We start from the raw sequence: 19,480 nt of genomic DNA on the forward strand, positions 1-19,480 counted from the left end.
TCGGACGCTGACGAACCATGGCACATCCGCCGCCGTCCGACCAGGAACGACGCGATGTGCCGATGGTCTCGCCAAGCCGATCAGGCCGAACGCGCCACGGCCGCAAGCCGAGTGTGTTGACGCGTTCGCTTTCCGGGGACGGAAAGCAGGCTACTCCCCAAAGACGGAAAGCAGTCTAGCCGAGCGGTTTTCTTTCGACAAGCCTTCGTCTCGAAAAATATACCCCTCCACCCTATAGGGGTAGCCTTCCGAAGATATACTCCCCTACCCTATACAGGAGCCATCGATGAGTCATACCGTTCGCGAAAAACAGAAGCTGCTGAACCGCGTGCGCCGTATCAAGGGACAGGTCGAAGCGATCGAGCGGGCACTGGAAGACGAGCGCGGCTGTAACGACGTGCTGCAACTGATCACGAGCTGCCGCGGCGCGATGAATGGCCTGCTGGCCGTCGTGCTGGAAGACCACATCCGGTCGCATCTCGTCGATGCGGACACGCCCGACGCCCACGAAGGCAGCGCGACCGAGCAGCTGATCGATGTCGTGCACAGCTATTTCAAGTAAACGGATCGGAACATGAACGAATTCAACGGCACGTCGGCCGGCGGCGTGCACAGTCACGCGTTTCTGGGCGCCGCCCACGCGCGCAACGAGCGGAAGACGTGGATGGTCATCGGCCTGTGCACGGCGATGATGATCGCCGAGATCGTCGGCGGCACGCTGTTCGGCTCGCTCGCGCTGGTCGCCGACGGCCTGCACATGTCGACGCACGCGGGCGCGATGCTGATCGCCGCGCTGGCCTATACCTATGCGCGCCGCTACGCCGACGATCCGCGCTTCGTGTTCGGCACCGGCAAGCTCGGCGACCTGGCCGGCTTCACGAGCGCGATCGTGCTGGCGATGATTGCGTTGCTGATCGGCTATGAGGCGATCGCGCGCCTGCTGGCGCCGGTGCCGATTCACTTCGACGAAGCGATTCCGATCGCCGTGCTGGGGCTCGCCGTGAACCTCGCCAGCGTGTGGCTGCTGAGCGGCGATCACCATCACGGGCATGGGCACGGCCATCATCATGCGCATGGGCACGATCATCATCACGAAGACGAAGACCACGACGACGCGCACCACGCGCATCATGGTCACGGTTCGCACTCGGCCGCGCATCGCGACCACAACATCCGGTCGGCCTACGTTCACGTGATCGCCGACGCGGCCGTGTCGGTGCTGGCGATCGTCGGCCTGCTGCTCGCGCGCGCGTTCGGATGGGTCTGGATGGACCCGCTCGCGGGCATCGTCGGCGCGCTGGTGATCGCCAACTGGGCGTACGGGCTGATACGCGATACGGGCGGTGTCTTGCTCGACGTCAACGTCGATCGCAAGCTGACGGACAACGTGCGCCGCGCGATCGAGGCGCTCGGCGACACGGTCAACGATCTCCATGTGTGGCGCGTGGGCCCCGGGCACATGAGCGCGATCGTGTCGGTCGAATCGGGCGACACCGCGCGCGATGCGAGTTTCTATCATGCGCTGGTCGCGGGCTTCGACGGCGTGTCTCACGTGACCGTCGAAGTGCTGACACCTGCGAAGGCGGCCTGATCGTGGCCGTGAAATCGCCGTGTATCGATCTCTGCGCGTTCGACGGCCGCACGGGCTTTTGTGTCGGCTGCCTGCGCACGCGCGACGAGGCACGCGACTGGAAGAAGCTGACCGACCATCGCCGGCACCAGATACTGAACGACCGTACGCGCCGGCAGGCGAAGCTGCGGCGCGACATGGCGGAATAGCAAGGGCGCACGCGTTCCTGCGGCGTGCGATCAGGGTCACGGGCGTGCGGTAGCATCACAGGCATTCAGCTTCAGGATTCCTGAACCGGGGAGCGACCCATGCAGACCGACTCATCGACCGGCATTCTTCGCCAGATTCCGCGCAGCGTGTGGGTGCTCGGCTGTGTCAGCCTGCTGATGGACGTGTCGTCCGAAATCATCCACAGCCTGTTGCCGATGTTCCTGATGGCGGGTCTTGGCGCGAGCGCGACGACGATCGGCCTGATCGAAGGGATCGCCGAGGCGACGTCGCCGGTCGTCAAGGTGTTCTCCGGCACGCTGAGCGACTACCTGCGCAATCGCAAATGGCTGGCGGTGACCGGCTACGCGCTCGGCGCGCTCAGCAAGCCGCTGTTCGCGATCGCGCCGACGATCGGCGTCGTGGTGACCGCGCGGATCGTCGACCGGGTCGGCAAGGGGATTCGCGGCGCGCCGCGCGATGCGCTCGTCGCCGACGTCACGCCCGTTCACCTGCGCGGCGCTGCGTACGGGTTGCGCCAGTCGCTCGACACGGTGGGCGCGTTCCTCGGGCCGCTGCTGGCCGTCGTCATCATGCTGGTGTGGCGCGACGATTTCCGCCTCGCGTTCTGGCTGGCCGTGATTCCCGGCGTGCTCGCCGTGGCGCTGCTCGCGTTCGGCATCGACGAACCGGCGCATGCGCCGGGCGAGAAGCGCGTGAACCCGATTCGCCGCGAAGTCGTCGCACAACTCGGCGCCCGCTACTGGTGGGTCGTGGCCGTCGGCGGCGTGTTCGCGCTGGCGCGTTTCAGCGAGGCGTTTCTGGTGCTGCGCGCGATGGGCAGCGGCGTGCCCGTCGCGCTCGTGCCGCTCGTGATGGTTGCGATGAACGTCGTGTATGCATTGTCGGCTTACCCGTTCGGCAAGCTCGCCGATACGACGAGCCACACGAAACTGATGGTGGTCGGGCTCGTCCTGCTGATCGCCGCCGATATCGTGTTGGCACACGCCGCGCACTGGCCGACCGTGCTCGTCGGCGTCGCGCTGTGGGGGCTCCATATGGGGATGACGCAAGGGCTGCTCGCGACGATGGTCGCGCAGGCCGCGCCGGCCGAATTGAGAGGGACGGCGTTCGGCGTGTTCAACCTGATCAGCGGCATCGTGACGCTCGTATCGAGCGTCGTCGCGGGCGTCCTGTGGGACCGGGCGGGCGCTGCCGCGACGTTCTACGCGGGGGCCGTATTCAGCGCGGCGACCATCCTGCTGCTCGTTTGCGTTCGCAGGTCGTTTAGCGCCGTGCAGGATCGCCAGCGCTGAATGCGGCGGCGCATGGCCTATCTGCCCGTGCCGCGCGGAAAGTAGAGCGCGAACGTCGTGCGCCCGTCGCAACTCGCGACCTCCACCTTGCCGCGATGCAGCTCCATGATCGACTTCACGATCGCGAGCCCGAGCCCCGCGTTGCGCGCCGCGCCGTGCCGTGACGAATCAATCCGGTAGAAGCGCTCGAAGATCCGGTCGACCTGTTCGGGCGGAATCGCGACGCCGCGATTCGTGACTTCGACGACCGCGTAACCGCCCTGGGTTGACACGGCCAGCTCGATCGTCGACGCGGCTTCCGCGTGTTCGAGCGCATTCGACGCGAGGTTGCTCACCGCGCGCCGGAACAGCGTCGCGTCCGCGACGACCGGCGCTTCGCCACGCACGTCGATACGCACGCCGGCTTCGTCGGCCAGCGCCTGGAAATACGACGCGAGCCGGCGCAATTCGTTGCCCGCGTCGAGTTCGGCGGTCTTCAGGTGCTGCCGCGCGTTGTCGGTGCGCGCGAGAAACAGCATGTTCTCGATCATCCGCTGCAGCCGCTCGCATTCCTCGATGTTCGATTCGATCAGCGCTTCGTATTCGTCGGACGTGCGGGCGCGCGACAGCGTGACCTGCGACGAGCTGATCACGTTCGCGAGCGGCGTGCGCATGTCGTGCGCGAGATCGGATGAGAACTGCGACAGCCGCACGAACGCGCGCTCGAGCCGGTCGAGCATCCGGTTCACCGACGTGGCGAGCTCGTGCAACTCGACCGGGCCGCCGCGCGCGTCGAGGCGCGCGTTCAGGTTGTGCGCCTCGATACGCGACGTTTGCCGGCCGAGGCTTTCGACCGGGCGCAGGCCACGCGACGCGACCGCGTAGCCGAGCGCGCCGACCAGCAGCGCACCGACGGCCGCCGCGAGCCAGATGTCGACGCGATAGCTTTCGAGCAGCGATTGCCGATCGGTTGCCGTGCGCGCGAGCGCGACCTGGATCGCTTCGCCGGACGGCAGCGTTTCGCGCGCATACACGCAGCGCGACGGGCCGATGCCGGGCGGCGCGCACGTGAACGGGCCGCTGGCGCGGCCTGCCGGATGCGATGTTGCGATCACCGACGCGAGCGTGTTGCCGGCTTCGTCGGAATGCTCGACGAGCGGGCGGTGTTGTGCGTCGTAGATGCCGAGATAGACGCCCGGATGCGACAGCAGCACGTCATGGAACACGGCCGGATCGGCGCGCAGCGCGGCCGTCGAGCCGCTGGCGCGTGCGAGCTGCAGGAACTGGTTGAGCTTGCCGGAAATCTCGATGTCGTCGCGCCGCGTCAGTTCGGCGGACAGCGAGCGGTAGAGATACGCGCCGGTCAGCGCGAACACGAGCGCGGCGACGGCGGCGAACGCGAGCGTCAGGCGCCGCAGCAGCGAATACGAAGCGGGGCTTGCGATCACGAACGATCCTCGAGCACGTAGCCCATGCCGCGGATCGTATGGATCAGCTTCGTCTCGTACGCGTTGTCGATCTTTGCGCGCAGGCGCTTGATCGCCGCATCGACGACGTTCGTGTCGCTGTCGAAATTCATGTCCCAGATCTGTGACGTGATGAAGGTGCGCGTCAGCACCTCGCCTTCGCGTTCCGCGAGCAGCTGCAGCAGCGCGAATTCCTGCGCGGTCAGGTCGATGCGGGCGTCGGCACGCCGCACGCGGCGCTTGAGCAGGTCGATTTCGAGATCGGCGACGTGCAGGATGTCGCGCACGTTGCGCGGCGCGCGCCGCAGCAGCGAGCGGATGCGCGCCAGGAATTCGGCATACGCGAACGGCTTGAGCAGGTAATCGTCGGCGCCGAGTTCGAGCCCGGCAACCTTGTCCTCGATCGCGTCGCGGGCCGTGAGCAGCAGCACGGGCGTCTGCTTCTGCGCGCGCAGCCGCCTGAGCACCTCGAAGCCGTCCAGCTCCGGCAGCATCACGTCGAGCACGACCAGGTCGAAATCCTCGTGCAGCGCGAGGAACAGCCCGTCCTGGCCGTTTTCCGCGACGTCGACCGTGTAGCTCGCCTCCATCAACCCCTTGCGGAGGTATGACGCCATCTTGGGTTCGTCTTCGACTATCAGTATCCGCATGGTGAGGCAGGCTGTCCGTGATTCCAGCCGGTCAGTGTAACGCCAGAGCTTACGGTGTCGCGCGTGCGCGAAGGATGATCGGCGGATGACGGAATTGTCATGAGAACCCGGCCATGTTTCGGCCATGTCGTCGTCACCGCGGCGGCGATAAGCTGCGGCCGTCTTGTCCCCGGAGCGCGCCGTCGTGCGCCGCGCCGGCCCAACGGTCGCTGTCTGCCTGATTTCGCATCCATGTCGTACTGGCGCACCTTCCTCGTCGTCGTGTTGCTGGCGCTGAGCCTGCCGATGCAGTCGTTCGCGGCTGTGTCGATGCAGTGCGCGGGCGCCGCCGTGCCGCATGAGGAGAAGGCACCGCATGCGATGCCGGCCGGCGCGTTGAAGCGGTTCGGCACGGTGCTGCGCGTCGAGTCGGTCGTGCTCGGCGGCGTGCTGATGGTGGCGGCCGTGCTCGTGTCGAGCGCGCTGCCGGGGACGGTCTAGCGCGGCGGGTTTTCGTCGGAAGCGTCGCCGCATTTGCGCGGCTTGGCCGTACGACGCATGGCAATTGCGGCGTGATGACGACAATTACATCGGCCTGTCTGCCGATTACCAAAAACTGTCATTGAGCGCCGCTAAGCTTTCGCCACCCTCACGACCGGGATTCCCCGCCATGCGCTCGACAATCCGCCTGTTTGCCCCGCTATTGCTGCTCCCGACGCTCGCCGCGCCGGTCTTTGCCGCGACCGCCGCGCCCGTCAGCCCGAACTGCGGCGGCAGCACGACGCCGATCGCCGAGATCCAGGGGCCGGGCGCGCCGTCGCCGCTCGCCGGCCAGAACGCGTCGATCGAAGCCGTCGTCACCGCCGATTTCGGCGGCACGGACGGCTTCGGCGGCTTCTTCGTCCAGCAGGCCGACGCGCAGCGCCGCAACCAGCCGGGCGTGTCCGAAGGCCTGTTCGTCTATGCGCCGAAGGCGCGTGCGAAGGCCGGCGATCTCGTGCACGTGACGGGCAAGGTCGAGGAGAAATACGGGCAGACGCAGCTCACGCTGTCGGGCGCGATCGCGGTGTGCGCGAACGGCCAGACGGTCACGCCCGCGACGCTCACGCTGCCGGTCGACAGCCCGAACGCGTTCGCCGCGTACGAAGGGATGCTCGTGCGCCTGCCGCAGACGCTGAGCGTCACCGACAACTACGAGCTCGGCCGCTACGGCAGCGTGATGCTCAGCAACGGCCGTCTGCGTACGCCGACGAGCGTCGTGCCGCCCGCGCAGGCGCAGACGCAGATCGACGCGAACGCGCGCAACCGCCTGATCCTCGACGACGGCTCGAACAAGCAGAATCCCGCGACCGTGCCGTATCCGGCGTCGGGCCTGTCGGCCGCGAACACGCTGCGTGCGGGCTACACCGTGCGCGACGTCGAAGGCGTGCTCGAAGTGCGTTACGGCGCATGGCGCGTGCAGCCGCTGCCCGGCGCGGCCGTGCCGGCGTTCGACGCGCGTGAGAACCCGCGCACCAACGCTCCGGCGCGCGATCCGAAATCGAACCTGCGCGTCGCGTCGTTCAACGTGCTCAACTATTTCAACGGCAACGGTCTCGGCGGCGGCTTCGACGATCCGAACAACCGCGGCGCGAAGACCTTCCAGGAATTCCAGCGCCAGGAAGCGAAGATCGTCAGCGCGCTGAAGGCCATCGACGCCGACGTGATCGGCCTGATGGAAATCCAGAACAACGGCTACGGCGAACTGAGCGCGGTGCGCCAGCTCGCGGCGAAGCTCGGCAACCAGTGGCGCGTGGTCGATCCGGGCACGTCGCGGCTCGGCGGCGACGCGATCGCGGTCGCGCTGATCTACGACAGCCGCAAGGTCGAACCGGTCGGCCGCGCGGCGACGCTCGCGATCGACGACAAGAACCGCCAGCCGCTCGCGCAGTCGTTCCGGCTGGTCGGCGGCAACAAGCAGGCGCTGACGGTGGCCGTGAACCACCTGAAGTCGAAGAACTGCCCGGACGCCGCGAACGACGATCTCGACCAGGGCGATGGTCAAGGCTGCTGGAACCCGACGCGCACGCGCGCGGCGGCGAAGGTGGCCGACTGGCTGGCCGGCAACCCGACGGGCGTCAAGAGCCAGGGCGTGCTGCTGATCGGCGACTTCAACAGCTACACGTACGAAGACCCGATCCGCACGCTCGAATCGCGCGGCTACCGCAACCTCGTCGCGCGCTGGATCGGCGCGAACGCGTACAGCTACGTGTACAACGGCGAAGCCGGCTATCTCGACCACGCGCTCGCGACGCTGCCGCTCGCGTCGCATGTGAAGGCCGTGCATGAATGGCACATCAACGCGGACGAGCCGCTCGCGCTGCAGTACACGCTTGCGTACAAGTCGGCCGAGCAGCAGAAGACGTTCTACGCGGCGGATGCGTATCGTTCGTCGGATCACGATCCGGTGCTGATCGATATCGCGCTGCCGGGCGGCGGGAAGTAATCGTGGTTTGAGTTTTTGCGACGGGCGCGATGTGCGGCAACGCCGGACGTCGCGCCCGTCCCGGAAAGCCGCTTGAATGCCGGGTAAATAATGCCGTGAATAATTAATCGAGCCGGCATTTTATGGATGATGCAGTGCACATCAATGCTGCAATTGAAGAATGATTGAGGTGAATCGAGTCATCGAGTGATGTGCGCATGTCGCTGTATTGCATTAATCGATCGACGATAATAAAAATGAAAGAAAAATCCTGTCGATATGAAGGCTTGCGATGCGTTTCGCCAATGCGGGAAAGGTTTCTGCGTTGTACATGAAAAGTAAAATATTCGACGCGACATTGCCGACAAAGCCCACCTTGCACGAATAATCCTTTTTTCTTTCAAATTCCAGACACTGTCCGCCCTTCGCATCATTGCGGGATTTTTAATATCCGAATGATCTTTGACAACGCGGCGCAGCACCGCCTATTTTTGTCATGGCCTAAGTTTCAGTCATACAAAAGTTGTCCAAACTGCAGGGGGCGCGTCCGGGCATCATTCTCGCCAGCAGTTTGCTGTGTCTGTATCAAGTTCAGTCTCTTGGAAGTCCCATCCCCAACCGCCGACTGCCGATCGTGCAACGCGAGTGGCGGGTCAGCCTGCGCGTGTCGCGGGCGTCGGCGGCCTTTGTGAAGCGGTATCCGAAATCAAAGGGCAGAGATGAAACCAGACAGGAGCAGTACCGGCAGCCGCCGTGTTCATCGTGGCCGGCTGGCCGGGCTAGGCGCAATGACCGCCATGACACTGGCGCTCGCGGCATGCGGCGGCGACGATTCGTCGTCCGTCGGCGCGTCGAGCCTCGCGCAGGCCACCGCGAGCCAGCAGGCCAGCGCGCAGGCTGCCGGCACCCAGACGCCGGCGGCCAACCAGCCATACGTCGACCCGGTCGCGTATTCGATGAACGCGACCGACGGCCTTGCGCCGTCGCAGGTGTCCGAGAAAGCGGCCGTCATGCATTACCAGTGGAAAGGCGGCGGCAAGACGATCGACTACACGACGACCACCGGCCACCTGACCGCGCAGGACGCGAACGGCAATGCGGAAGCGTCGATGTCGTATGTCGCGTACACCGCGCCCAGCACGAACGGCAAGCCGCGCCCGGTCACGTTCGTCTATAACGGCGGGCCCGGCTCGTCGTCGATCTGGCTGCGGCTCGGCTCGTTCGCGCCGACCCGCGTGGCCACGCCCGATCCGCTGTTCGGCAACAACTGGCCGAACTATCCGCTCGTCGACAATGCGGAGAGCCTGATCGACACCACCGACCTCGTGTTCATCGACCCGCCCGGCACCGGGCTGTCGGAAGCCGTGTTGCCGAACACCAACCAGAAGTACTGGGGTTCCGACGTGGACGTGAACATCATGCGCGACTTCATCCAGCGCTACCTGAACGTCAACAGCCGCGGCACGTCGCCGATCTATCTGTACGGCGAATCGTACGGCACGCCGCGTACCGACATGCTCGCGCTCGCGCTCGAATCGGCCGGCGTGCACCTGACGGGCATCGTGCTGCAGTCGGCGATCCTGAACTACTTCGCGGACGCGGTGGAAGCGGTGGCGATCACGCAGTCGACCGAAGGGCTGCTGCTCGATACCGATACGGTGGCCGGCTATCTGCCCGGCTACGCGGCGGTCGCGGCGTACTTCAACCAGGTCTCGCCGGCGCCGGTGAACCAGGATCTGTACGCACTGCAGACGGAACTGTTCACGACGCTGATCTACAGCCAGTTGCAGAAGTATTCGCAATCGTGGGTGTTGAGCCAACTCGGCATTCCGGATGCGCTCGGCACGCCGGTGTTCCCGAGCGATGCGACGCTCAGGCTGTGGTCGATTCCGTCGAGCCTCACGCAGCAGGCGCTGCGCGGCTACTTCAACGCGAATCCGTTCGGCACGAGCCTGCTGCCGGGCACGACGATCGGCCGGTATGACGGTCGCGTGTCGTTGCCGAACTCGGACCCGCGGCTGCAGAACGACGGCGATCCGTCCGACATCCTGATCTCGCAGCCGTTCACGAACGCGCTCGCGACGCAGATGCCGGACTACCTCGGCTATACGGCCCCGAACGCGACGTACCTGCCGCTGAACGACAACATCATCGGCGTCTGGGACTTCTCGCACGACGGCCAGCCGATGCCGGACACGATCCCCGATCTGCTCGGTGCGCTGCAGCTCAACCCGAAGCTTCGCGTGCTCGCGGAGAACGGCTACCACGATCTCGCGACGCCGTTCTTCAGCACCGAGAAGCAACTCGCGCGGCTGCAGACGGTGAAGGGCCTGAATCCGAAGCTGCAGGTGAACTTCTTCCAGGGCGGTCACATGACTTACCTCGACGACGTCGCCCGTCCGCTGATGAAGCGGGACTTGCAGACGTTCTACAAGGGCGCGCGGATTCCGACGGCGCTGACGCTGCACATGCTGCCGCCGCCGTGGCCGGATGAAAACCCGCCCAGCGTGCCGACCGGCAGCGTCCCGGGCGCGACGGCCGCGACGACGCTGGCGGCAGCCCCGTGAGCGACGGACTCCTTATCAAAGGAACCCTCTCTTCATCCATTGAATGCGAGCGATCATGTCCCTAATCCAATTGATGCGGCGTATGTCTCCGTTGATCGTGCTCGGTGCCGTGATGAGCAGTGCCTACGCGTTGCCGCCGCAGGCGGTGGCGCCGGTGAAGCTGCCGCACGGCGGGCGCGGTGTCGACGGCCCGTTCTTTCCGGCCACGCGGGCGGCGCCGGTGTTGCCGTCGACCGGCGCGGCGTTGCAGCAGCAGGCGCAGCAGCGCGTCGACGCGAGGCTCGGCGGCAATACCGTGCTGAGCAACGGCGCGGCCGTGACGAAGGCGCAGGCGCAGAGCAGCGGGCTCGGCTTCGTGTCGAAGCACTTCGACGAGATCGATGCGAAGCACACCGGCCGCGTGACGATGAGCGATGTGCGGCAGTTCATCCGGCAGCGGCAGGTGCAGGCGCAGCAGGAACAGCAGGACGAGTGACGTAGCAACGCAGGGCGGCGGCCGGCGCGGTTTCCATCGCGCGGGCCGCCGAATGGTCGGCGGCGCGTGCGCTGGATCGCGTGGGGTCCGCTACCCGAAGTAGCGACCGTCGTACGCGCGGTGCGGACAATGCCCGTCGCGCTTACTTCAGGAACGCCGCGAGCTGGGGATCGGGATAGGGCAGCAGGTCCCGTGACTCGGTGGGCTCAGCCACCCATTTCTTTCCGTTCCAGTGGAAATCGGCCTGCGTTTCCGACCCGCGGCCATTCGAACGGATGGCAACGGTGCAGGCAGCCTGGCCCGGGTAAGTCGGGTTTTTGGCGCCGATGCAGGACCCGAGAAACACCATGACGTCGCCGAGGCCGAACCGCTCCTGCATCGCGTAGGTCGCGTCGGCGTCCGAGAGCCGGTCCGGTACCGGCGTCGCGTCGCACGCGGCGACGCTCGCGGCAAGCAACAGCGCGACGGCCCGGCTGGTACGGCGCCGAGTGCACGGTCGGTTGGCGGAAGGTGCGTCGGTGTCGGCGCGTTTCCATGTGCGGGAATTCGACGGGCGGGGCATTCGGGTTTCGCGTGAGGAACACGCCGGCCATTGCGACGGATTTCGCCGGCGCCAAGGCCGGGTTGATCGATGCCTGGGTGTGGATGGCGTGCGGGCTAAGGCGCGATCACCGTCATCCTGAACGGCCCGCCGTGCTCCGCCGCATGCGCGACCGCATCGTTCGCGTCGTCGAGCGCGAAGACCGTCACGTCGAATTGCCCGAGGTCGAGCAGCCCGCCGCGAACGAGCCCGGTCATCAGCGTCACGGCTTCCGTCGGGTACATCCATTTGCCGCGCAGCGTGATGTCGTTGCGCATGATCCACGGATACGGCAGCTCGAGCCCGGCTCCGCCGAGCATGCCGACGCCGCCCATCAGCACCACGCGCCCGTACGGACGCACGGCCATCACGGCCGCCCGCACCGTCGTCGCGGGCACCGACGGCGGCATCAGGTCGATCACGCAGTCGATCGGCCCCGCCGCCGCCTGCTGCATGCGGATGCGGTCCGCGGTTTCGTCGCCGGTCAGCTCGACCGTGCGCACGCGATCCCCGAAGCGGCGTTCGAGATCCGCCAGCACGCGCGCATTGCGGCCGGGCGCGATCACGCACTGCGCGCCCATCGCCAGCGCCACCGCGATGCACGCGCTGCCGAAATTACCGGTCGCGCCGCTGACGAGCAGGATTTCGCCGGCGCGCAGGTCGGACGCAAGCAGCCCGCCGTAAGGCACGAGCAGCGTATTGAGCGCACACCAGCGCGCGGCGTCGGCCGGCGCGATCGCGCCGATGCGCACCGCGTTCTCGGTCGGCACGCGCAGCCGCTCGGCGAACGGGCCGTCGTGAAAGTAGCGCTGCAACTGCTTGCCGCCTTCGCCGCGCGCGCTCCAGCCCTGCAGCACGATGTCGGGCATTCGCGCGTCGTCGCGCGAGCGCACGGTCGGGTCGCAGAACACCCAGTCGCCCGGCTGCAACTGCGTCGCATCGGGGCCGGTTTGCTGGACCCGGCCGATCGCGCCGCAACCGGGCACCATCGGCAGCTCGATCGGATAGCGGCGCTCGCCGCTGAACACTTCCCGCGCATAGGACAGAACCGGCGTCGCGACGACGTCCACGACGACTTCGCCGGTGCCGAGCACGGGGTCCGGCATCGTTTCGATCGCGAGCGGCTGGCCGAGCGACTTCAGAATCGCAGCTTTCATGACGCCTCCCGATGGTGAGGACGCGTCGATTCTGGCAGGCTTAGAATCGGCAACAAGGCCCGGCGCGAGCCCAGGATCGGCCGATACCACCCTGCCCGGAGCGAACCCGATGACCGTCACCACGCGAACCCCGTTCGGCGATTTCCTGCGCTCGCGGCGCAAGAAGCTGCGCCCGGACGCCGTCGGCCTGCACGACGGCCCGCGCCGGCGCACGCCTGGCCTGCGGCGCGAGGAAGTCGCGGAACTGGCGGGCATCGGCGTCGACTGGTACGTGCGGCTCGAGCAGGGGCGCGACGTCAGCCCGTCGGATGCGACGCTCGACGCACTGGTGCGCGCGTTGCGGCTCGACAAGGCCGAAGCCGCCCATCTGCGCACGCTCGCACGGCGCGACGGGTCACGTGCGTTCGTGCCGGAACGCGTGCCGCCGACCATCGCGCGGCTCGTCGCGCATCTTCGGCAGCCGGCCTACGTGACCGGCCGGCGCTGGGACATCCTCGCGTGGAATGCCGCCGCGGCCGATCTGCTCGGCTTCGACCGGCTGGCGCCAGCCGATCGCAACATCCTCGTCTACATGTTCGAGACGCCGCACGCGCGTGCGCTGTTCGCCGCGAGCTGGGCCGACGAGGCGCGCCGGATGATCGCGCTGTTTCGCACGAACCACGATCTCTACGCGAGCGATCCGGCATTCGTCGCACTGGTCGCGCGCTTGCGCGCCGGCAGCGGCGAGTTCGCGCAATGGTGGGATGCGCATGACGTGCGCAGCGGCGTGTCGGGCGAGAAGGTGCTCGTGCATGCGCAACGCGGCACGCAGCGCTACGAGTACGCGACGTTCCAGGCGAACGACGATCCCGCGCTGAAGCTGGCGATCTATACGCCGGTGAACGGCGACGAAGAGACCTGATGCGGCAGTGACCGGCGCCACCGGGCGGCCACGCAGCGAAGCATCGGCTTCATGCGTGAACGCAGGTGGTCAGTCGTAATGGCGGGGGCGGCTCAGGCCGCGCGTCGAGCGGACAGCCGATTCCACAGCATGCCGGAGCGGCTGCCGCTGCGGCAATACGCGAGCACCGGCTTCGGCAGCGTGTCGACCAGTGCGCCGAACGCGTCGACTTCCGCGTCGCCGATGCGGTCGCGTTCGACCGGCAGGTAACGTGCGTCCATGCCCAGTTCGCGCGCGGCGGCAGCGATCTCCTCGAACGCCGGCTGATCCGCGCCTTCGCCGTCGGGCCGGTTGCAGATCACCGCACGGAAGCCCGCGTTGCGGATCGCCTTCAGGTCGGCCGGCGTGATCTGCCGCGACGCGGTGAAACCGGTCGTCGCGGCCGCTCGACATTGCTCGATCGCCCGCGCGAAACAGCCGATCGCGAAGTCGACGTCCTGCTCCGTCGTGAAACGCCCGAAACTGATGCGCACGGTGCGCCCGGCCGCTTCCGCATCGAGGCCGATCGCGGTCAGCACGTGGGACGGTGCGCCGCTGGTCGAATTGCACGCGGAGGTGGACGACACGGCGAGCGCTTCGCCGAGCATGAACGGGAAGAAGCCCGGCGCATGCACCGTCAGGCTCAGCGTGTGCGGGATGCGGCGGGCGGCGGTCGCGTTCTGCGTGACGTCGCCGAGCGCGAACAGCGCGTCTGTGAGCCGCGCGCCGAGTGCCGCGATCCGCACGGCTTCGCCGTCGAGTTTTTCAGCGGCGAGTTCGCATGCGACGCCCATGCCGACGATCTGGTGCGTGGCGAGCGTGCCCGAACGCAACCCGCGCTCGTGGCCGCCGCCGTGAATCTGCGGCGCGATCCGGCTGGCGATCTCGCGGCGGACGAACAGGGCGCCGATGCCCTTCGGGCCGTACACCTTGTGGGCGGACATCGACATCATGTCGATGCCGAGCGCGCGCACGTCGATCGGCGTCTTGCCGAGCGCCTGCGCGGCGTCGACGTGGAGCAGCGCGCCGGCGGCGTGCACGATGCGGGCGATCGCGCCGATGTCGGTCAGCGTGCCGATCTCGTTGTTCACGAGCATCAGCGACACGAGGCCGGTGTCGGGGCCGATCGCGGCCGCCACCGCGTCGGCGGTGATTTCGCCGTGGGCGTCGGGCGTCAGGAAAGTGACCCGCATGCCGTGTTTCGACAGGTTCGCCATCGTGTCGAGAACGGCCTTGTGCTCGAGGCGGCTCGTGATCAGGTGGCGCTTGCCGGTCGCGTTTTCCGCATAGCCCTTCAGCGCGAGGTTGTTCGATTCGGTGGCGCCCGACGTCCAGACGATCTCGTCGGCGTCCGCGCCGATCAGTGCGGCGACTTGCGCGCGGGCGTGCTCGACCTTGTCTTTCGCGAGCCGGCCGGCGGCGTGCGAGCTGGATGCGGGGTTGCCGAAGATGCCGTCGAAGCCGAGGCAGACCGTCATCGCTTCGATCACGCGGGGATCGGCAGGGGTCGTGGCTGCGTAGTCGAGGTAGTGCAGCGGGGTGGGTTCGCTCATGTCCGTCTCTTGCTCATTGCGTAGTGACCGAAATGATACGGGGGACAGAAGGGAAAAAGGATCCAAAGTTGGCTGGGGATTTAGCTTGATGTGGAATTGTATTTTCTTTGTATGGTGAAATGGGGAATTTGTTTCTCCGTGGATTCGCTGGGCCGGAATCGTCGCGGTTACGTCGCCGTATCGGGGCCGGGTTGGGTCGATAACCGGTGTGCATCCCGCACCCATGCCAGCAGCGCGTGCTCGTACTTCGACGGAATTGTGACCGTGAGCGTCGTGAGGCGGGTGGCGTTGCACGGCAGTTCCAGATAGCGTCGCCAAGCTTTTCGCACAAGTTGTGACATCGCGGAGTGCGTCATGCCGAGTTCGGCGGCCAGCGCCCGTTGTGATCTGCCCTTCACGAAAATCTCATGCAAGGCCCACTGGTTCAGCGGCTTGATCCGCGTATCCTGCATCCGCAACAGCCGGAACTGTTCGGCGGTCATGCGTCGGGTCGTCGGCATTCAGACCCGCCCCGAATGTTGAAGCGACGAGATCAATTCCGCGCCGCACGAAGTCTTGTGACCGTCGAACGCGGCGGCCTGGCCTTCGATGTCGAAGGCCGGGTCGCCTTCGGCAATCTCGCAGGCACCATGAATCGGACACGAGCACGGGTCGCCGCTACGGGCGACCGCGCGCCCCATCACCGTGCTTTTTCGGGCGCCGGATTCGACCCGGCCGCCGTGGGTGTGCGTATCTTCTACCCGGATAATTCCCCGCATGGGATTCCATCCTCCAAATGGTCTGACGCGGCGATCACGTTCCGACGAAGCGATTTGCCGCGCCGGTGTGCGTCACCATGAATAGCCTTGCATGCCGTAATTTGTATCGTGTCGGCGGCCCCACCACGGCAGGTAGGCATTGTTGCCGCCGCGTGCCCGGAACCAGTCCTTGTCGGGGTCGATCGGCGTGAGCTTCGACGGTGGCCGGACAACGACCGCGACCGGGTGATCCGGATCGGTCGTGCCGGCGACGAGTGCGTTGCCGCCAAAGTGATTGATCCGGCCGATGGCGAGCGCGGCATCCGTCAATGCGCTGCCGGTTCCCATGTCGCCGAGTAGAGCGGCCGTGTTGAATGTCTGTTTGCGGTGGTCGTATTCGGGAAGGGTTTCGGTCAAGGTCTGCGCGAGCACGGCAAGACGTGCCGACGATGCATCGCTGCCTTTACCTGCGTCGTGAACGATGTAGTTGAGGTCGGGGGCTGCGATGCCGGAGTTGCGTGCCGCTTGGTCGATGGTCGCCTTCCACGCCTGCACGGCGCGGGTCGTGCCGACCTTCTGCGGAAAATCATGCGTGTTGCCGGTTGCGGCCTTGCCAATCCAGGCGAGCGGTTCGCGTTCGGTGTTGAACGTCGGACCGGCGAGGAACAGCGCGACAAGGTTCTCATTGATCTGCGCGTCCGTGGGCGGGAAGTTGGGTGCGTCCCAGTTCACTGCCCAGACGCTCTTGTCGGGGTTCGCCTGTAAGTAGTCCAATGCGTTGTTCACGGATGTGAATCCGGCGTTCGCGCCGCCTTGCGTGATTTGTACGTCGGGGAGCGTGTTGCGGCTCCACATCGTCGGGAAATGTGGGTTGCCGATTGAAAACGACTTTCGAATCGAGTCCTGCAAATAACTTTGCGATTCGGCTGCGTCAAGTCGTTCCGGAATTGCAAGTTCGACACGGATTCCAGCCAACTCGCGCCAGTTGTTTTTATTGTCGGGATTAACAGTATAGAAATACCTAGGATTGGACGCATAGCGCGATCGAAGCAGTAAAGGGAACTCAAACATGTACTTGCGATAGAACCCTCTAAACGTTTCTGCGCCTTCGTTGCCGTATGCGATACCCGCTACCGACTGGAGCGTCGTAAAGGACTTCGGATCGGTCCGCACCATGTCGTCGTTCTTGTTCGGAGACGCGAGTCCTTGCGTCCACAACAATTGCCATTCGGTCGGATAGTCCATCCGTTGCAACGGATTCAACCAAATCAGGCCAACAACCTGAGCAATAAATGGCTTCACCGGCTCTTCTGAGGTTAGTGTCGCACGTGCTACTGGCTCAGGGGTGGGTGCGGAATGTGCCGAACGCATCATGGCGGTGGTGAACACAAACACCACGAGAGCCACTAGGCTGGGTACGACGACAAATCGTTTCATCCAATCTCCCATTTCCAATTGTGTCGGGTCCGGTTGTTCTACGTGCGCCATCAGCGAGGCCATGAGTACGGCCGCGATCAACCAAGAGGCCACTGAAACGGCAACACGTCGCGGCCATTTAGCGATCAGCGCCTTCATATCGCTCCCCCGATTTTCAAATAGAGCTGATCTTCACGCTCATCTACGATCAAGGCCGGCATCCTACCTTCGCTTTTCTCATCATGTACCCACTCATCCATAGGTAGATCGTCAAGTTCGCCGCGTGCGAAATAGTCGTAGTACTTTCTATTAGGATGATATTCAGGGATGCCTTTTCCCATCCGCCAATCCGCCTCAATTCGTAGTGCTTTCATTTGCTCGGGCGTCAGATAGCAAACCCCGATCGCTACGTCGTACGCAAGTGCCTTTTCGGCGTGCTCCGGATTGGTCATCGTCGTGGAGTGATTCGTCGGGCTGTTGGTCGAACCACGATCGAGCCAATCGACAATCTGCTTGTCGCGCCATTCCTTGTAGCCCTCCGGCATTTCGCTCTTGCCGTCCTCGCCGATCACGTGGCCATCACCATCGAGCCATTCCGTATTCAGCGTGCGCCGTGCCTCCATCCGCATCAGCGCGCGGTCCTCGTAACGCTGTCCGGCTTCGCTCTCTGCCGTCCCTTGCGCGACGCTGTCATTGTTCTTCGCCTTGTACTGATCGTAGGGATCATCAGCGCGCTTGTCGGCGTCTGTCTTGCTTGCGTCTCGCCACGCGGCCGGCGGGTCGTTGCCTTCGTTGAAGTCGCTTTTCGCATTGCCGTCCTTCGTTTCGATGGGCTTGCCGAACCGCAACGCCTTCGGCGGGAACGGTTCGTCGAGTGCCGGCGCGTCCGCCACCACGGTCCAGCCCTTCGGCGGAAGGGCGTTCACGCGGAACATATTCAATGCCGAGCTGATCTGGGTCACGAAAAACATGATCGGCGCGGATGCAAGCGTGGCCGCCACCCCGAACACGGACTCGTTTCCCTTGAGCGCACCGATGAGATTGAACTTGGCCGGCGGCGAAGGCGGATACCAGAATCCCGACGTCGTTCCCTTTTTGCCATGCCGCCAGTCATCTTCCCAATACTGATAACGCTCCTGCACGCCAACCTGGAAGCCGGAGGCAAAGACGCGCTGCGTCAGCACGCCGGGGACGCTGATATCGTTCAGCTCGTTCTCGTCGATGCCGCGCCAGCCGATGCCTTGAACCGTGACCGCCGAAATCACCTGGTCGTGTGGGCAGCAATACGCGGTGACGCGACCATATGTCGATTCGTTCAGGCCGTGGCGAGCCCGATCCTCTTGTGCCGCATAAGACCGCTTGCTGGTCGGCGATACCCGTTCGTTGGCCATATCTTCATCGATCTTGCCGGCGGGCAGTTCGTAGGCTTTGCGCGTGCCGATGATCGACAGAAACTTGCCGAACGTTTTCGTGCGGGCGGCGTAGGTCTGCCGTCCGCGACGACCGCTGCCGTCCCTGGTCGCGCGTTGCGACCATGTATCCATGAACGTATCGGATGGATTTGGGCCGTCTGCGCGCGCAAGGCTGTACGGCGCATTCGCCAGTACGTAGGCATCCGCCACGCAATGCCCGCTACGTCCCCACGGATCTTCGACATCGGGCAGTGCATCGCCGAAGAACGCCGCCGTCAGGCCCACGATGTTGCCCTGGCTATGGCATACGACGGTAATCGGCACGTCGGCCTGCATGCGACGAATCGACTCGATCAGCTTCGCGAGGCGCAAAGCTGCGAGCACGCCATACGCACGGGGCGGTGCGCGATACAGCGGCCGGTTGGTCGGGTTGATCCCCTGGACGGTCAACCACCCGGCCGCGCGATCGTCGAGGCCGCCATGCCAGAGATCGGGCAGGCTCGCGCAGCCGTTCGTGAACGGACCGCCACCCCAATAGTCCTTCTCGTTCAGGAAAATCTTGTCGCCATACTCTTTCAGCTCTGCGGCGGTTGCCCGATAGCCCCATCGGAAATGAATCACGGGCGAGAAGGATGGGTCAGATTTGATGTAGTTGCCGGGCCAAAGCTTCGGATTCAGAAACCCGTCCGGCGTCACGCTTTCCGTGTACTTCGCGGGCACCAACTGACCGGCATCGATGCCGCGATACTTCAACTGATCGTCCAGCCGCCCGAGCCGGCGATTCAGGCCGTCACACAATCCTTGCTCGGCGGCCTCGAACCATTCGCCTTCGGAGTTCACGCCATGCACGAAGATGACAATGCCAGGCAACGGCATTTGCTTGATGCAGATCAGCCGGGTGTCTTTCGTCCACATCGAGACCCCGTCGCTTCGGCCGACGACGATTTGAGGCGGCGCCGGGCGCGGTACAGCCGCATCGGGCACATCGGTCTTCGCGGTGTGTTCGTTGGTGTGTGCGTCCTTTTCCGCCCGA

At 65.3% G+C, this 19,480-nt stretch carries 17 protein-coding genes, 1 pseudogene and 1 riboswitch; of the genes and pseudogenes, 9 read left to right on the forward strand and 9 right to left on the reverse strand.

The window, feature by feature from the left end:
- Positions 1-3: 3 nt before the first annotated feature.
- Positions 4-171, reverse strand: a riboswitch (yybP-ykoY riboswitch).
- Positions 172-286: 115 nt separating this feature from the next.
- The 4 genes from HWX03_RS34885 (at position 287) to HWX03_RS34900 (ending at position 3,093) form a co-directional block, all read left to right on the forward strand.
- Positions 287-562 carry a metal/formaldehyde-sensitive transcriptional repressor gene (locus tag HWX03_RS34885; RefSeq protein WP_012338822.1) on the forward strand — a complete coding sequence of 92 codons (276 nt, stop codon included), beginning with the start codon at positions 287-289 and terminating at the stop codon, positions 560-562.
- Positions 563-574: 12 nt separating this feature from the next.
- A complete protein-coding gene (gene dmeF / locus HWX03_RS34890) occupies positions 575-1,591 on the forward strand; it encodes a CDF family Co(II)/Ni(II) efflux transporter DmeF (RefSeq protein WP_175874423.1) in 1,017 nt (338 codons plus the stop codon).
- A gap of 2 nt (positions 1,592-1,593) precedes the next feature.
- On the forward strand, positions 1,594-1,779 hold the full coding sequence (locus HWX03_RS34895; protein WP_175874424.1) for a DUF1289 domain-containing protein: 186 nt from the start codon (positions 1,594-1,596) through the stop codon (positions 1,777-1,779).
- Positions 1,780-1,878: 99 nt separating this feature from the next.
- A complete protein-coding gene (locus HWX03_RS34900) occupies positions 1,879-3,093 on the forward strand; it encodes an MFS transporter (protein WP_175874425.1) in 1,215 nt (404 codons plus the stop codon).
- A gap of 17 nt (positions 3,094-3,110) precedes the next feature.
- On the opposite strand, the gene HWX03_RS34905 is transcribed toward HWX03_RS34900, so the two are convergent.
- Together HWX03_RS34905 and HWX03_RS34910 are read right to left on the reverse strand one after the other, a co-directional pair.
- Positions 3,111-4,520: a heavy metal sensor histidine kinase gene (locus tag HWX03_RS34905; RefSeq protein WP_175874426.1), complete on the reverse strand. Its 1,410-nt coding sequence runs from the start codon at positions 4,518-4,520 to the stop codon at positions 3,111-3,113.
- Positions 4,517-5,188, reverse strand: coding sequence for a heavy metal response regulator transcription factor (locus tag HWX03_RS34910; RefSeq protein ID WP_175818792.1), 672 nt, complete (start codon positions 5,186-5,188; stop codon positions 4,517-4,519). Before HWX03_RS34910 ends, HWX03_RS34905 begins: the two co-directional genes overlap by 4 nt.
- A 357-nt stretch (positions 5,189-5,545) precedes the next feature.
- Between HWX03_RS34910 and HWX03_RS37140 the strand changes: the two are divergent.
- From HWX03_RS37140 to HWX03_RS34930, 4 genes and pseudogenes are all read left to right on the forward strand, one after another.
- A pseudogene (locus HWX03_RS37140) lies at positions 5,546-5,668 on the forward strand (copper resistance protein CopD); the annotation flags it as partial.
- A 169-nt stretch (positions 5,669-5,837) separates the two neighbouring features.
- Positions 5,838-7,652, forward strand: a complete 1,815-nt coding sequence (locus HWX03_RS34920; RefSeq protein ID WP_175874428.1) for an ExeM/NucH family extracellular endonuclease — start codon at positions 5,838-5,840, stop codon at positions 7,650-7,652.
- Between the two features lie 698 nt (positions 7,653-8,350).
- On the forward strand, positions 8,351-10,198 hold the full coding sequence (locus HWX03_RS34925; RefSeq protein WP_175874429.1) for a peptidase S10: 1,848 nt from the start codon (positions 8,351-8,353) through the stop codon (positions 10,196-10,198).
- Between the two features lie 82 nt (positions 10,199-10,280).
- On the forward strand, positions 10,281-10,673 hold the full coding sequence (locus HWX03_RS34930; protein WP_227789689.1) for a 2-oxoglutarate dehydrogenase: 393 nt from the start codon (positions 10,281-10,283) through the stop codon (positions 10,671-10,673).
- 142 nt (positions 10,674-10,815) lie between these two features.
- Here the strand turns inward: HWX03_RS34930 and HWX03_RS34935 are convergent, their stop codons facing one another.
- Together HWX03_RS34935 and HWX03_RS34940 are read right to left on the reverse strand one after the other, a co-directional pair.
- Positions 10,816-11,235 (reverse strand): hypothetical protein, encoded by a 420-nt coding sequence (locus HWX03_RS34935; RefSeq protein ID WP_175874430.1) that lies wholly within the window; start codon positions 11,233-11,235, stop codon positions 10,816-10,818.
- 95 nt (positions 11,236-11,330) lie between these two features.
- Complete coding sequence (locus HWX03_RS34940; protein ID WP_175874431.1) at positions 11,331-12,410, reverse strand: zinc-binding alcohol dehydrogenase family protein; 1,080 nt, start codon at positions 12,408-12,410, stop codon at positions 11,331-11,333.
- Between the two features lie 109 nt (positions 12,411-12,519).
- Here HWX03_RS34940 and HWX03_RS34945 point away from each other — a divergent pair, with 109 nt between their 5' ends.
- Positions 12,520-13,311: a helix-turn-helix transcriptional regulator gene (locus HWX03_RS34945; RefSeq protein ID WP_175874432.1), complete on the forward strand. Its 792-nt coding sequence runs from the start codon at positions 12,520-12,522 to the stop codon at positions 13,309-13,311.
- 92 nt (positions 13,312-13,403) lie between these two features.
- Here HWX03_RS34945 and HWX03_RS34950 read toward each other — a convergent pair whose 3' ends face one another.
- From HWX03_RS34950 to HWX03_RS34970, 5 genes are all read right to left on the reverse strand, one after another.
- Positions 13,404-14,882: an aminotransferase class V-fold PLP-dependent enzyme gene (locus HWX03_RS34950; RefSeq protein ID WP_175874433.1), complete on the reverse strand. Its 1,479-nt coding sequence runs from the start codon at positions 14,880-14,882 to the stop codon at positions 13,404-13,406.
- A gap of 167 nt (positions 14,883-15,049) precedes the next feature.
- Positions 15,050-15,364 carry a TrfB-related DNA-binding protein gene (locus HWX03_RS34955; RefSeq protein WP_244107103.1) on the reverse strand — a complete coding sequence of 105 codons (315 nt, stop codon included), beginning with the start codon at positions 15,362-15,364 and terminating at the stop codon, positions 15,050-15,052.
- Positions 15,365-15,382: 18 nt separating this feature from the next.
- Positions 15,383-15,640: a PAAR domain-containing protein gene (locus tag HWX03_RS34960; RefSeq protein WP_175874434.1), complete on the reverse strand. Its 258-nt coding sequence runs from the start codon at positions 15,638-15,640 to the stop codon at positions 15,383-15,385.
- A 72-nt stretch (positions 15,641-15,712) separates the two neighbouring features.
- Positions 15,713-17,194 carry a virulence factor gene (locus HWX03_RS34965; protein ID WP_244132860.1) on the reverse strand — a complete coding sequence of 494 codons (1,482 nt, stop codon included), beginning with the start codon at positions 17,192-17,194 and terminating at the stop codon, positions 15,713-15,715.
- On the reverse strand, positions 17,191-19,362 hold the full coding sequence (locus tag HWX03_RS34970) for a hypothetical protein (RefSeq protein ID WP_175874466.1): 2,172 nt from the start codon (positions 19,360-19,362) through the stop codon (positions 17,191-17,193). The genes HWX03_RS34965 and HWX03_RS34970 overlap by 4 nt, the downstream gene beginning before the upstream one ends.
- Between the last annotated feature and the right edge of the window lie 118 nt (positions 19,363-19,480).

Source organism: Burkholderia sp. BCC0397, from assembly GCF_902832865.1.
In the GTDB taxonomy this organism is placed as follows: domain Bacteria; phylum Pseudomonadota; class Gammaproteobacteria; order Burkholderiales; family Burkholderiaceae; genus Burkholderia.

What these genes read in the sequence shown, in the direction of transcription:
- HWX03_RS34885 (WP_012338822.1), top strand. Translation starts at nt 287, where the DNA reads ATGAGTCATACCGTTCGCGAAAAACAGAAGCTGCTGAACCGCGTGCGC.
- dmeF (WP_175874423.1), top strand. Translation starts at nt 575, where the DNA reads ATGAACGAATTCAACGGCACGTCGGCCGGCGGCGTGCACAGTCACGCG.
- HWX03_RS34900 (WP_175874425.1), top strand. Translation starts at nt 1,879, where the DNA reads ATGCAGACCGACTCATCGACCGGCATTCTTCGCCAGATTCCGCGCAGC.
- HWX03_RS34910 (WP_175818792.1), bottom strand. Translation starts at nt 5,188, where the DNA reads ATGCGGATACTGATAGTCGAAGACGAACCCAAGATGGCGTCATACCTC.
- HWX03_RS34920 (WP_175874428.1), top strand. Translation starts at nt 5,838, where the DNA reads ATGCGCTCGACAATCCGCCTGTTTGCCCCGCTATTGCTGCTCCCGACG.
- HWX03_RS34925 (WP_175874429.1), top strand. Translation starts at nt 8,351, where the DNA reads ATGAAACCAGACAGGAGCAGTACCGGCAGCCGCCGTGTTCATCGTGGC.
- HWX03_RS34930 (WP_227789689.1), top strand. Translation starts at nt 10,281, where the DNA reads ATGTCTCCGTTGATCGTGCTCGGTGCCGTGATGAGCAGTGCCTACGCG.
- HWX03_RS34935 (WP_175874430.1), bottom strand. Translation starts at nt 11,235, where the DNA reads ATGCCCCGCCCGTCGAATTCCCGCACATGGAAACGCGCCGACACCGAC.
- HWX03_RS34940 (WP_175874431.1), bottom strand. Translation starts at nt 12,410, where the DNA reads ATGAAAGCTGCGATTCTGAAGTCGCTCGGCCAGCCGCTCGCGATCGAA.
- HWX03_RS34945 (WP_175874432.1), top strand. Translation starts at nt 12,520, where the DNA reads ATGACCGTCACCACGCGAACCCCGTTCGGCGATTTCCTGCGCTCGCGG.
- HWX03_RS34950 (WP_175874433.1), bottom strand. Translation starts at nt 14,882, where the DNA reads ATGAGCGAACCCACCCCGCTGCACTACCTCGACTACGCAGCCACGACC.
- HWX03_RS34955 (WP_244107103.1), bottom strand. Translation starts at nt 15,364, where the DNA reads ATGACCGCCGAACAGTTCCGGCTGTTGCGGATGCAGGATACGCGGATC.
- HWX03_RS34960 (WP_175874434.1), bottom strand. Translation starts at nt 15,640, where the DNA reads ATGCGGGGAATTATCCGGGTAGAAGATACGCACACCCACGGCGGCCGG.
- HWX03_RS34965 (WP_244132860.1), bottom strand. Translation starts at nt 17,194, where the DNA reads ATGAAGGCGCTGATCGCTAAATGGCCGCGACGTGTTGCCGTTTCAGTG.
- HWX03_RS34970 (WP_175874466.1), bottom strand. Translation starts at nt 19,362, where the DNA reads ATGTGGACGAAAGACACCCGGCTGATCTGCATCAAGCAAATGCCGTTG.